Below are 13,354 nucleotides of genomic sequence, written 5' to 3'. Positions count from 1 at the left end.
GACGGCCGGGGACCACGATCCGGCCCGGCCCGGCCTACGCCGCCTGGCGCCAGGCGGCGGCCAGCGCGGTGAAGCTGGCCCGGCGGCGGGCCCGGTCCAGGCTCGGGGTGACGACGACGATCTCGTCGACCTCCGCTTCCTGCTTCATCTCCAACAGCCGTTCGGCGACGGCCTTCGGCGCGCCGGTCACCATCCGGCTGTCGTCGCGACGGACGGCGCGGAACTGCTTCGACCGGGCGAATTCGTGGACGTCCTCCGGCCGCAGCGGCTCGCGGATCCCACGGCTGATGTTCTGGATCGTCAGGGTCCACGCCGCCTCGAAGTCGAGCGTCGACTCCTCGTCATCGCTGGCGAAGGCCAACACGGACATGGCGGAGTACGGCGTCGCGCCCTCAATCCGGGCGGTGAACTCGCGCCGGTAGGCCCGCAGCGCGCTGATCGCCAGGTCCGGGCTCATGTGATGGGCGAACACCGCGCTCAGGCCGTTGACGGCGGCGAATCGGGGGCCGTACGGACTCGACCCCAGCACGAACAGCTCGGGCCGCTCGTCGAGCACCGGCGCGGCCACCAGCCGCGCATAGGGATGATCGGCCGGGAAGCCATCGCCGAGGAACGCCAGCAGCTCGCCGACCTGCCCGGGGAACTCCGTGCCCGCGTCGGCGGACAACCCCCGGCGCAGCACGTGCGCGGTCAACGGATCGGTCCCCGGCGCCCGACCGAGCGCGAGGTCGATCCGCCCGGGGTACATCGCGAGCAGCGTCCGGAACGTCTCGGCGACCTTGAGTGACGTGTGGTTGGGCAGCATGATCCCGGCCGCGCCGACCCGGATCCGGGACGTGTGCGCGCCGACGTGCGCGGTCAGCAGCTCCGGGGCGCTGCACGCCAGGCTGGTCATGTTGTGGTGCTCGGAGACCCAGTACCGGCGGTACCCGGCCGCCTCGACGGCCTGGGCGATGGTCACGGCGCCGGCGATCGCCGCGCTTGGACTCTCACCGTGCTCGATCCCGACGAAGTCAAGCACCGCCAGCGGAAGCGAACCCTCGACGTCACTCACCTCCGGCTCAAGGCCACGCAGGCTGGGCGCATTCCCCGCACCTCACCGTCCGCGACGGGAGCGGGTACGTCACCGCTGATCGAACTGGCCCGGCCGCCGGGCAGGCAGTCAGGCGTCCGCGCGGCGCGTCGCGCTGGGCGCCGTCGTGATCCCCGGGCGAACGGCTGGCCAGGGCGGGAGCCCGGGACTCGCTCCCGCCCTGGCCTACGCCGAGGTCATCGCTCTCACCGGTGCTGAGCTGCGCGAACAAGCCGCTCTCGATCGATGTCCCGGAGCGGTAGAGGCGTCAGCTCCGGTCGCCGGGACGTGCCTCCGGCCAGGCTGGCGGTGTCCGGTTCGAACTACCGACGGACGGCCGCCAGCCGCGGCCGGTATCAGTCGTTGGCGTCGTCGTCGCCGCCGATCTGCTCGCTGCTGATCACGGTGCTCTCCCTCCAGACCGGGGCCGGGCGCCGCGGCGAGGGCGGGGGTCCGCCTGCCGGCCCGACACTGGGAGGGCGTCTGGTCGGTGCCACGGGCTCGGGTGACCGCGAGCGGGTGACGAATACCTGGCGGCAACGGCGCAACACGGGCCCACAGACAGGTCCGGCGGCCGCGGAGGCGGCCGCCGGTAGGGCGAGCGGGTGAAGCGAGTGAAGGGGGTGAGGGGGGTGAGGGGGGTGCAGCTAGGGAGAGCGCGCCGCGGTCAGCCAGCGCGGAGCCGGTCGAGCCTTCCGGCCAGAGCGTCGATCTCGTAGCGTCGAATGAAGGTGCCGGGCACAGAGGCTGCCCAGTGGCGTGCTCCGGTGAGCAGCCGGTCAGTGTCCGCGAGCGCCCTGGTCTTGTCGTCGACGACGCCGTGTTCCACGGCGAGGAGCAGGGCGGGTGCCGCGCRCAGGGCGAAGCGGGCCGCGTCCTCGGTCCCCTCGTCGACCAGTGCCCAGGTACCGGGGTGCGCGAGTGCCTTGGCGATCCAGACGTAGCCGAGTGTGGCCCAGCTCTTGGCGGCGCTGTCATCACCCACGGCGATCGCCAGTCCGGTGAGGCCGGTGGAGGCCGCGGTGGCCATCTGCAGGGTGGTACGCAGCGGGTCGAAGATGCCGGTACGTGCCACGAACCGTTCCCGTGCCGGGAGCACCACGTCGCGAAACAGCACCAGCGCGGCTGTGAGGTCGGGTTCGGACTCCGGGTGGTTCGCCAGGAAGGCCGCGTAATTGTGCAGGTGGTACCCGAGCAGATCGGGCAGCTCGCCGCTGGCAAGCCGGTCCTCGTCTGCCTCGACCATCCGAAGGTAGGCCTGCCACTGGTCTCGGATGAGGGTGTCGAGGCCCACAATGTCGATCTTCGTGACCGCCGCCGGATGATCCGCGCACGCTGCCCGGTCCGCGGCGGCACGACGGACCGCGTCCAGCTGCCGGTTGACGGCCGAGACGATCTCGGCGGCGGCGCCACGGTCGAGCGCGCCGACCTCGAACAGCCTCACGCAGTGCCGGCCGGATCGGGTGAGTGTCTCGAGCAGCTCGTCCGCGTTGGAGTTCTCGTCATGCCGGATCAGGTCGAGCCGGGTGAGGTCGATCCGGCAGACCAGCATGGCCCGCATCGGGTCGCCGTCCGGTAGCGCCCGTTCGGCCAGGCCGCGCAGGCGGCCCAGCCAGTCGCTGGCCGCCGCGCGGGCATGCTCGCGGGCCGGTTTGGACGTGAGCACCACGCGGACGGCCCCGAACAGTGCCAGCAGGGTCGTGCGACGCGCCAGGAGCGGCCGGGCGAGGAGCTCGTCGGCGCCGGGAACGGCCGGCAGCCGGTCGCCATCGGTGCGGGCGCTCTGTCTCTCCCGCCGGTAACCGTCCGGGGGCAGCAGCGAGCGCAGCGCCTGGTCGACGAAGCGGTCGACGATGCTGGCCGGGGTGAACAGCGCTTCCACGACGAGCTGGCCGGGCGCCCGAGCGGAGATCCACAAATGGCTCGCGTCGCGGAGCGTGCCCACGTCGAGGAGCCGGTGCAGCAGCTGGGCGATGACGGTTTCCTGGCGTGCGTCCCGCAGCACCGGTCCGTCGTCCGGCGCCAGCAGGCCGAGGCCACCGAAGGTGGCGTCCACCAGATCGAGGTCCCGCGGCAGGACCGAGGTGGGCGTGGTCAGGGGGGCGCCGATCTCGCAGCGGGTCAAGGGCTCGGCGGCGGCGCTGGGCGCGAGCGGGACGTCCCAGGCCGCGATCAGCGGCCGTTGGATCGCCCGGGCGCGAATCCCGGCGGCGACCAGCGCCGGCTGTGACCGGAAGACCTCGACGACGACGGTGGCCCAGGCCGCGAGGCGAGGCCCCGGCGGCAGCGGCTGGCCGTCCTCGCCGAGGAGCAGGACGACAGCCTCCTCGAGCGCGGCTCGCAGCGGCTCCAGTAGCCGGTTGACCGCGACCAGGACGACCGCGGCCTTGGTGTCCGGCCCGTAGCGGTTGAGTGTCGCGTTGGCGATCTCGAAGGGTAGCGATGCGTGGCCGGCAGTGACGGCGATCCGGTCGATGATCGCCCAGCTCTGATCGACCGGGGCGGCGCCGGCGAGCGCGGCCGACCGGGCCCGGGTCGGCAGCGGCGCGCCGCGCGCGATCTCGGCCAGCGTGACCCGGGTGAAGTCGGTGACCCAGGTGACAGGCCCCAACGGGCTGGGGTCGCGTGCGCTGTCGGGCCAGGGGACGCCGAACAGCGGCGCCACCTTGCGGGCCAGTCGGGCAGCCACCACCTCCGCCCGTGCCTCCGGAACCGCCGGTACCTCCGCCGGCAACAGGGCCAAGGCCGATACCTCCTCGCGCTTCCGGGGGTCGATGCCGACCTTAGTCTCTTCGGTCCCGATCCGCGTTGACAGATTTTTATACCTGACAGTGGATTACATGTGGACAACTTTGATCCCTTGAGGTACAAACTCGGAATGAGTAGTAAGTTGCTGGATGCGTGATCGCGCCAGCCACCACGGGGGGTGGCTGGCGCGACGCGGACCGACGGATGGCGGCTCCCGTGCGCCTGTGGTGTCGGTGCCGGGGCGCGGCGGATGACCTCGCCGCGGTACTTCTCATGGGCCCTTGCGTAGGTTCGTGGCGACCGTTAGGTTGCAACCAAACCGGGGGGTTGACTTGAAGTTTTTTTGCGCGGCCTTGGCTACTGTGTGTTTGCGTCCTCGTCCTAGGAAAGGGCGGGCATGAGGCGACCTGACTTGGACGAGCCGGTTCTCCCGGCGGAGAATCTGGACGAGGCCGTTCCGTCGGACCACGGGGCCGACGACGGGTCCCGCGACGCCGCTCGCGTGCCGCCCTCCAGCTGGATTCCGCATGGCGATGGTGACCCCGCTGAATTTCGGCGGGAACCGCTTCCAGCACCAGAGCCGGATTCCGTGGCCTGGGCCGAGGTGACGGCCCGGCTGGCGGCGATCGAGGCGGCGGTCACCGGCTTCCAGGACCGCTCGGCACACCGGGAATCCGTCATTGACCGGCTGCACGAGGAACGCGTCGAGCACCGTGCGGGAATTCGGCGGACCATTCTCGACCCGGTGGCCACCGACCTGATTCGGCTGTTCGACGGCCTGGCTGGCGAGGCGCTGCGGCTTGCCGCCCTCGGTGAGGCCCGGCTGGCGGAGCTGCTGGCGAGCTTCGCCGACGACGCGGAGCTGGCGCTGGAGCGCTGCGGCCTGGACGCGCTGCGCCCCGCGCCCGGCGAGACCTTCCAAAAGAGCCTGCACGTCCTCGCCGGTTCGGAACCGACCGACGAACCGGCGGCGCACAACACCATCGTCGCCGTCGTCGAACCGGGCTTTGTCGACCGTGACCGTGACCGGCCGCGTCGGCCGGCGAAGGTGAAGGTCTACCGACTGCGCACACCGTCGAGCGCGGCCACCGCGGACGGCCCGTCCGCCGGTACGCCCGCGACCGACGTGCCCTGAAACCGGCACTCACGCAAACCGGCATCGCGCGGAGCCCCGCCTCGTCGCCAGGCGCGGCGCGGATCCCAGCGGTGACGTCATCCGCGCGTCCGGCTCCATCACTGCGAGGAATCATGACCACTCTGGGTATCGATCTCGGTACTACCTACTCCTGTGTCGCCTACATCGACGACACGGGGCGCCCGGCGATCGCGAAGAACCGGGACGGCGACGACACGACCCCGTCGGTGGTCTACCTGGAGACGCCGGAGAACGTCATCGTCGGCAAGACCGCCAAGCGAACGGCCGCCGACGAGCCCGACCTGGTGGTCGCGCTCATCAAGCGACAGATGGGCCAGGACGTCGAGCTCGAGTTCCACGGTGTCTCCTACAGCCCGCCGAAGATCTCGGCGCTGATCCTGCGCGAGCTCGCGCAGGCCGCCGCCGAGTTCACCGGTGAGGAGGCCAAGGACGTCGTCATCACGGTGCCGGCCTACTTCGGGATCGCCGAGCGGGAGGCGACGAAGAACGCCGGCACGATCGCCGGGCTCAACGTGCTCAACGTGGTCCCGGAGCCGGTCGCGGCGGCGCTGCACTACGAGGTGGTCTCCGGCGGCGGCGACAGCACGGTGCTCGTCTACGACCTCGGGGGCGGCACGTTCGACATGACGGTCATCCGCATCTCGGAGAACGACATCCGGGTCGTCTGCACCGACGGCGACCACCACCTCGGCGGCGCGGACTGGGACGAGCGGCTGGCCCAGCACCTGCTCGAGGCGTTCCTCGCCGAGCACCCGGAGTCCGAGGCGGACAACAGCGAGGAGTTCCTCCAGGGGCTGCGGCTGGCCGCCGAGGACCTGAAGCGTGAGCTGTCCAGCGCACAGACCCGCCGCCACAACATGCGGTTCTCGGGCGACACCTCGAAGGTCGAGGTGACCCGGGAGACGTTCGAGCAGATCACGTCGGACCTGCTCGAGCGCACGCTGACGATCACACAGCGCACGCTCGACACGGCACGCGAGAAGGGTGTCACCTCCTTCGACGAGGTGCTGCTCGTCGGCGGGTCGACGCGGATGCCGGCGGTCCCCAAGGCGCTCGCTGACCGCTTCGGGTTCGCGCCGCGGGTGCACGACCCGGACCTGGCGGTCGCGAAGGGCGCGGCGCGGTTCGCGCTGATCGAGTCCATCAAGATCGCCTTGCCGGACGCGGCGGATGGTGACCTGGACAAGGTCTCGATGGCGAAGATCCGAGGTATCGCGGACGGACTCGGTATTCCCGTGGAGGAAGTCCAGGAGCTCGCCAAGAAGCGGGTCGCGGTCACGACCCCGCGCGCGTTCGGCGTCAAGGTCATCGACGGGAACGACCCGGCGAAGAAGCGCCTCATGGTCAGCCATATTCTCGACGCGAACACCGAGCTCGCCGCGTCGAGGACCGAGCAGTACTACACGGTCGAGGACAACCAGACGGGAATCGAGGTCGAGATCTGGGAGCAGAAGGGCGACCGCCCCTCCCCGAATCTCGAGGACAACGCGCAGATCGCGAAGGGCCTCATCGACAAGCTGCCGCCGCTGCCGCGTTCGTCGCCGATCGACGTGACATTCGACATGGACCCGACGGGCCGGCTCGCCGTCCTCGCCGTCGAGCTGAGCACCGGCAAGGAGCTGCGCATGGTGCTGCAGATCGAGGGGCTCAGCGAGGAGGAGGTAAAGAACGAGGCCGCGCAGGTCGGCCGCCTTCTCGTCAGCAACTAGAGCCTGCCCAGCACGAAGCCTTCCCGGAACCAGAGCCTTCCCGGCGCGACCCATGCCGGCGAACGAAGTCCGTCATCACCGGTGGGTGGCCACGTGCCCCCGCCGGGTCCAGTCGCGGCCCTGACGAGAGGGGGATCCCATGTCTTTCGACGCCACCGCGTACCAGAAACGCGTCGTCGACCCGGCGCGCAAGGACAAGACGATCCCGGCGGACCTCTGCGAGCGGTACGCGATGGACGACGCGGCCCTGCGCGGCGCGGAGGCGTTCGACGCACGGGTCGCCGAGGTCGTCAAGTTCTGGCGGGCGCTGAAGCAGAAGATCACCTACGCGAACACCTCGACGGCGCTGCTGGCCGCGCACTCCGCGCTGGAGAAGGCGGGTCAGCTGACCCCCGAGCATTTCCGCGGCCAGCGCGAGACCGTCCGCGCCGAGGCGGCGGGCAAGGTCGACGCCCTGCTCACCGGACTCGCCGCCGGCGGGCCGTGCGTCACTGAGGCCATGGTCGACGCGCTCGCCGCCAGCCTGCGGGGCGTGGCCGACCGCGGGGCGGTCGTCGTGGCGCTCGGCCGGCACAAGCTGCGGCTGGTCACGCCGGGCTGGAAGCTCCCGGACCGTCCCCCGGTCGGGAGCGCCGCCACGCTGCGCGCCAACCTGGCCCAGCTCGGCCTGCGCCTGTCGGCGGAGCTCGTCCTGGACGAGGGCACGGTCCGGGCCGGCTTCCAGCTGCGCGACGGCTTCCGGGCGAAGGCCGGCGCGGCGGTCAGCGCGGCACGCGCCGAGCAGGTGCGCAAGGACTGGGAGAACCGCGCCAACGACGAGCGCAAGACGGCCGCCATGAACGTGCTGGGCACCGTGCTGCCCGTGCTGCGGGACGGTTCGGGCGGCGGCTACCAGGCGCTTATCTGCTGGGAGACCGCCGAGGCCCTGCGGGAGCTGGCCACCGCCGGCCTRCCCGCGCCCGCGCTCACCAGCCAGGCCGTCGAGCTCGGCCTGGTCCGCGACGAGGCCGAGGAGCTCGCCGTCCTCGTCCTCGACCTCGCGCGCGCGGGAGGCGGGCAGCCCTCCGGAGGCCCGCTCGACGAGGTCGTCGAGGCGATCGCGCAGCGGCGGCTGCGCACGGCGAGGCAGTTGCTCGTCGAGGTGCCCGCGAGCGACGAGCGGGCCGACGCCGAGAGGCGCGTCAACGAGGCGCTCGCCCGGGCCGAACAACTGGCCCGGCAGGGGGACCAGGCGTTCAGGACGCGGCGCTTCGAGGACGCGGCCGCGTCCTTTGCCCAGGTCCTGGAGATCGTCACCGACGACGAGGACCTCGCCGCCCGACTGCGCGGCATCGCGCCGCCGCCGCCCACCGACCTCACCGTCACGGCGCTCGACGGGAAGGTCACGGTGCGGTGGACGCCGAGCGCCGCGCGGACCGGCAACGTCGGCTACCGCGTGGTCCGCAGCCGTGGCACGGCGGTCCCCGGACCGGACGGCGGCGAGCGCCTCGAGGAGCTCACCGCCAACAGCACTGTCGACGTGGCGCCGCCGGTCGGCGAGCCGGTGCGGTACTCGGTGTTCGCCGCACGGACGGAGGGCATCTGGTCGGCCGCGGTGTCGTCGGCGCCGGTGCTCCTCGTACCGGACGTCGCGGAGCTGGCACTGACGGCCGAGGAGCACCTGGTACGTGGGACCTGGCGGCCGCACCCGAAGGCCGACGGCATCGTCGTGACCCGGCGCCAGAGCGGCGACCGGGCTGAGACCGAGGTCCGGGCCGGGCGCGACGCGTTCACCGACGGTGACGTTCGGCCCGGTGTCACCTACGAGTACACGGTGCGCGCCACCTACCTCGGCCGGGGCGGTACCCGGCAGACGGCGCCCGGGGTGGCCGCCACCGCCCGGCCGCAGCGGCCCGCGCGGCCGGTCACCGACCTGGCGGTCGAACTGCCCAGCTCCGGCGCGTACGCGGGGCGCGTCGTCGCCGTCTGGACGCCGCCGCCGGTCGGCACCGTCGAGATCCGGCTCGGTGGGAAGCCGCCGGTGTGGGAGCCCGGGGCACAGGTGCCCGCCGCCCGGGCCGGCCAGCTCGGCTCGCCCCAGCCGGGCACGCCCGAGCGGCGGCCGGACGGGCGGATGATGCTGCCGCTGGCCGCGAGCCGCGGCTACCTGACCCCGGTGTCCACCGTGCCGTCCGGGGCGGCGGTCGCCGTCGGCAACACGGTGCCGCTGGCGTTCATCGATCCGGTCGGCGGCCTCGCCGCGGACCGGTTCGGCGACCTGGCCCGGTTGCGCTGGGAATGGCCGGCGGGCATCGGGCATGCCCGGGTGGAGTGGTGGCCGGCCGGCGCGCGTTCCGGGCGCGGGAACCACCCGATCACCATCGGGCTGCGCCGCTACCAGGACGACGGTGGCGCCCAGATCACGGTCGGACCGGCGGCGGTCACCGTCGGGGTGCGCGCGCTGGCCCGGATCGACGGCATCGAGACCCTGTCACCGGCCGTCACCATCGACGTGCCCGGACGGGCCGTCAAGGTCAGCTACACGGTCGCGGTCAAGCGGAAGTCCGTGCTGGTCACGCTGACCGCCGAGCAGGACTGCGACCTGCCCACGCTGGTCGTCGTCGGCCGGGCCGACGGCATCCTGCCGCTGAACCGGTCGAGCGGTACGTCCCTCGGAACACTGCCGGCCAGCCGGGCGCCGGGCGGGCAGCCGCTGGTCCTGAAACTGGACGCCGCCTGGAAGAACGCGGGCGGGCTGGCCTGCTTTGTCGACGCCGCGAACCCCGGCACGTCGCCGGTGACACTGGTTCGCCTACGTGGAACGAGGTGATGGGTGAGCCTCCTGGTTTGCCCCTACTGCTACGGCCGGTTCAAAGAGAAGGCCATCGGTTTCCGGTGCACCGGGCGTCCGGGGAAAGGAGGGAAGCCGCAGTGCAAGACAGCGCCCGACCCCGTGCTGAGGAAGCGCCTGGGGGATCCGCGGCCCTATCCGCCGGTGTTTCAGGCGAACGGGGCCAAGCTGAGCGCGCACCACGTCGACTGCGGCCTGGAGACGACGAACCGAGTGTGCCCGGAATGCCACAGCCGGCTGCCCACGCACTTCGGTAAGAACGAGAGCCGCCTCATCGCGCTCGTCGGCGCGAAGTACTCCGGCAAGACGGCTTACATGACCGTGCTGCTGCATGAGCTGAAGAATTCCGTCGGCGCGCGCTTCGGCTCGTCGCTGCTTGGCGCGGACGACGAGACCCGCAAGACCTACCGGGACCGGTACGAGGACGCGCTTTACGGCAGGCACGAGCTGCTGCCGCCGACGCAGACCGCCGCGGCCCGCGGCGTGAGCCCGCCGCTGGTGTTCAACTTCGCCCGGGCCGGCGACGGGAGCCTGCGGGCGACCGAGAGGCGCACGGTGCTGTCCTTCTTCGACACCGCGGGTGAGGACCTGAACACGGTCGAGGGGATCGAGCAGAACGTCTCGTACCTGGCCAGCGCCGATGCCATCATCCTGCTCGTCGACCCGCTCAGCATGCGGGCCACGAAGGACCTCACCGCGCCCGGTGCTCCGCGCCCGGATGCCTCGGACGTGGAGTCCCCCCTCGACGTGCTGACCCGGATCACCGAGCTGCTCATCCCGGAGCTCAAGGTGAAGCCCGGCGGGAAGATCGACCGACCGATCGCGCTCGCGTTCTCCAAGATGGACGCGCTGTGGGACAGCCTGGGCGAGGAGTCCGCGGTGCGCCGCCCGGCGCCGACGAGCCCCCAGTTCGAGACCGACGACAGCCTCGAGGTCCACGACTACATCCGGGCGCTGCTCGACGACTGGGACGGCTCCGGCATAGACCTCGCGCTGCAGCGCTACTGGGCGAAGTACCGGTATTTCGGTCTGTCCGCGCTCGGTGCGCCGCCGACCGATGACGGCCGGCTTTCCACCGGGGTGGTGCAGCCGCACCGGGTCGCGGACCCGTTCCTCTGGCTGCTCAGCGAGTTCAAAGCCATTCCGAAGAGCAAGCCCAGCAAGTCCTGACCGGAGGTCGACGGGGGATGAGCTTTCAGCAACTGTATTACACCTCGTGCGCGCGTGGGATCTCCGGTTTTCCCGGCTTCCAGTTCAACGCGGCGAGTGACGACGTGCCGCCGGAGGTGATGCGCCGGGTCGAGGGTCTCACCGCGTACACCCCACCGAAGTCCGTGCCCTACAACGCGGACGCCGCCGCCATCGCGGTCTGCCCGGTCAACCTGTGCTTCGAGCCGGCGGACGACCATTCCGTGCTGGCCAATGTCGTTTTTCTCGGCAACGACTACTCGAAACGCTTCGGGAACTACTTCGCGCATGCGCTGGTGAGCACGGACATCGCGGGGCAGCTCGGCGAGGCGCTGCCGATCGAGCTGTGGCGCTCGCCCGCCTGGACCCACCGTGAGTCATCCGACACCCACCTCGACGATCTCCCCGCGCCGCCCCTGCTCGGCCCGCTCGACCGGGCGGCCGCGGCCGAGTTCCTGGAGGTGGACCCGGACCGCGTCGACGTGCTGTCGGCCCTGCTGACCGCGGTCGCCGCCGGGATGACAGCGAGCGAGCGCCGCTCCACGATCCTCATCGAGGAGACCAGCGAGCTGGCCGCGCACTGGGTGGCCCTGGTCAGCTACCTGCTGCCGCCGGCGCTTGCCCGGCGGATGTCGTTCGCGACCTACCACAGCCGCCCGGCGTTCTGCACGCTCGACCTCGTCGCCACCGTGCCGGAGACCGAGGTCGAGCGCGACAGCGCGGCGTTCACCACCTACGTCCAGTTCGACGTGCCCGGTGGACGGTCCAGCGACGTCGCGGCGGCGGACTGGGCCGAGCTGCTCGCCTGGTTCGGCCCGCGCGCGGCCGGCGAGCTGTGGGCGGCGGCGCGGGACCTGGCCGGTGAGCTCCCGAGCGTGCCGGACCGGTGGGCGGCCCTGCTGTCCGCCGCGCTGTTCAGCGCACCCAGCCTGCGCGCGGCGCTCAGCGAGGCGGAGGCCGAGACCGTCGCCGCGGCCGCCGCCGACTGGCTCGCCACGGAGGGCGCGGCGCGCGGCGGTCGCGCGGTCGCGCGGCTCGGCCCCACGGTCCTGACAGCCGTCCCGGCTGGCGCGGACGGGCTTCCCGTCCTCGCGAACCTCGTCGCCGCGGCGAACGCGGTGGGCGCCGCCGACCTCCTCCTCGCGGCCGAGAAGGAGACGACCGATCGGTGGATCGCGGTCCTGCGGGACGGGCCGGCGGGCGAGCACGCCACCGCGGCACCGCTGCCGCGCACGGCGGCCGGCCGGACGTACGCCGGCGAGGAGCTGGCGCGAGCATTCCGCGGCCTGGCGGCGAGACGTGTGCTGGAGATGCTGACCTGGGCCGCGACCGAGGCGTTGCCGTTGCCGCCCACGCTGCTGGGCACGCTGGGGCGCAAGCTGGTCGCGCCGCTGGCTGTGGACGGCCGCGCGGCCCCGGAGACCGTCACGCGGCTGGTGGGCGCCTGGCCCGAGCTCAGGGACGGTGTGCTCGACGAGGTCGCCGCGGGCGCCGCCGACACGGCGCTTGCCACCCTGTCCGGCCTGCTCACCGGCCCCCTCGCCCGCGTGGCGGAGGAGGCCGGGCTCGATGCGTGGCCGGCGCTCGACGCGGTCTGGCGGCTTGTCCGGCCCGACGGTGACGCGGACCCGGTGGACCGGCTCGTGCGCTACGCGCTGCTCGGCGGGCACGGCGGGCACGGCGCGGGCGGGCCGGGCGGGCCGGACGGGCCGGACGACGGCTGGGTCGGCGCCCACCGGGCACGGCGGCCGCTGCTCGATGCCGACGTGCTGCGGCTGCTGTGGCCGGATAGTCGCTGGACGGCCGACGAAGCCCGCCGGGTCGTCACCGAGCTGAGCAAGAGACCGGGCGCGCTGGCAGGCCCGCCGCTGGCCTGGCTCGACGCCGTGCTGACCCGTAGGGAGCGCGACGCCGACGGCGACTACCTGGAGGACCTGGACGCCCTGTGCCATGCGGTGCGGGATGCGGGGCTGCGGCTGTCCGAGCCTGCCGACGAGGTCGTCATGCGGCACCTGAGCACCGAGCGCAAGGCGGCCGCGGCCAGGAAACGCGGGCCCGTCCAGGAGGCCAAGGTGCTGTCCGCCCAGATCGGCGGTCTTGACCCCGTCGACGCGCAGGGCCCGCAGCACAAGCTCAACCGGCTGCTCGAGGACCTGCACCGAGAGCCGGACCGGCTGGTGGCGGCGCTCTCGGTGCTGGTCTCCCGGGCGCTGGACAGCTACCTCTACAGCGTTGACCGCCATCTGCGCCCCGACTCCGTGGCGCGGCTCGACATCGCCGTCGACCTGTACTACGCGCAGTACGTCCTGAGTGGGAACCCGGCGCAGGCCGCGCGGGACACCGCGGATCGGATCTTCGAGTTCCTCGAGCCTCGGCTGGTCGAGTGGCCCCTGGGACGGCTCAAAGGCGTCGAGGCCGGACTGGGCCGGCTCGACGCGGGGGCCGCCAAGAACTTCGCGGACTGGCGAGACCTCAGCGCGGGCGGCTGGACGCGCCGCAAGTTCGCCGAGCGCCGGCTCCGCAAGGAAGAGGAGCGCGAGGAAGAGGCGCAAAAGGCCGCGCAGGCCGCGAAGGCCGGCAAGTCACGCAAGGGCGGGCCCGACAAGTCGGGCAAGGGCCCCAAGGGCGGCGGCCGCTGATGCGCGCCGCCG

At 72.3% G+C, this 13,354-nt stretch carries 7 protein-coding genes; 5 read left to right on the top strand and 2 right to left on the bottom strand.

Features of this window, described 5'->3' with window-relative positions; genetic code table 11:
• Positions 1-34: 34 nt before the first annotated feature.
• Together BL253_RS29920 and BL253_RS29915 are read right to left on the bottom strand one after the other, a co-directional pair.
• On the bottom strand, positions 35-1,054 hold the full coding sequence (locus tag BL253_RS29920) for an LLM class flavin-dependent oxidoreductase (RefSeq protein ID WP_076820662.1): 1,020 nt from the start codon (positions 1,052-1,054) through the stop codon (positions 35-37).
• A 685-nt stretch (positions 1,055-1,739) separates the two neighbouring features.
• The gene (locus BL253_RS29915; protein ID WP_076820661.1) at positions 1,740-3,815 is read right to left on the bottom strand and encodes a hypothetical protein; all 2,076 of its coding nucleotides are present in this window, start codon (positions 3,813-3,815) and stop codon (positions 1,740-1,742) included.
• A 594-nt stretch (positions 3,816-4,409) separates the two neighbouring features.
• Between BL253_RS29915 and grpE the strand changes: the two genes are divergently transcribed.
• The 5 genes from grpE (at position 4,410) to BL253_RS29890 (ending at position 13,342) form a co-directional block, all read left to right on the top strand.
• A complete protein-coding gene (gene grpE, locus BL253_RS29910; protein WP_076820660.1) occupies positions 4,410-4,955 on the top strand; it encodes a nucleotide exchange factor GrpE in 546 nt (181 codons plus the stop codon).
• Between the two features lie 113 nt (positions 4,956-5,068).
• A complete protein-coding gene (locus BL253_RS29905) occupies positions 5,069-6,685 on the top strand; it encodes an Hsp70 family protein (protein ID WP_076820659.1) in 1,617 nt (538 codons plus the stop codon).
• 139 nt (positions 6,686-6,824) lie between these two features.
• Positions 6,825-9,494 carry a fibronectin type III domain-containing protein gene (locus BL253_RS29900; protein ID WP_076820658.1) on the top strand — a complete coding sequence of 890 codons (2,670 nt, stop codon included), beginning with the start codon at positions 6,825-6,827 and terminating at the stop codon, positions 9,492-9,494.
• A 3-nt stretch (positions 9,495-9,497) separates the two neighbouring features.
• Positions 9,498-10,685, top strand: a complete 1,188-nt coding sequence (locus tag BL253_RS29895) for a TRAFAC clade GTPase domain-containing protein (RefSeq protein WP_076820657.1) — start codon at positions 9,498-9,500, stop codon at positions 10,683-10,685.
• A 17-nt stretch (positions 10,686-10,702) separates the two neighbouring features.
• Positions 10,703-13,342, top strand: a complete 2,640-nt coding sequence (locus tag BL253_RS29890; RefSeq protein ID WP_076820656.1) for a GTPase-associated protein 1-related protein — start codon at positions 10,703-10,705, stop codon at positions 13,340-13,342.
• Positions 13,343-13,354 lie beyond the last annotated feature (12 nt).

Source organism: Pseudofrankia asymbiotica, from assembly GCF_001983105.1.
GTDB lineage: Bacteria > Actinomycetota > Actinomycetes > Frankiales > Frankiaceae > Pseudofrankia > Pseudofrankia asymbiotica.
This window is presented reverse-complemented; position numbering and strand designations above follow the sequence as displayed.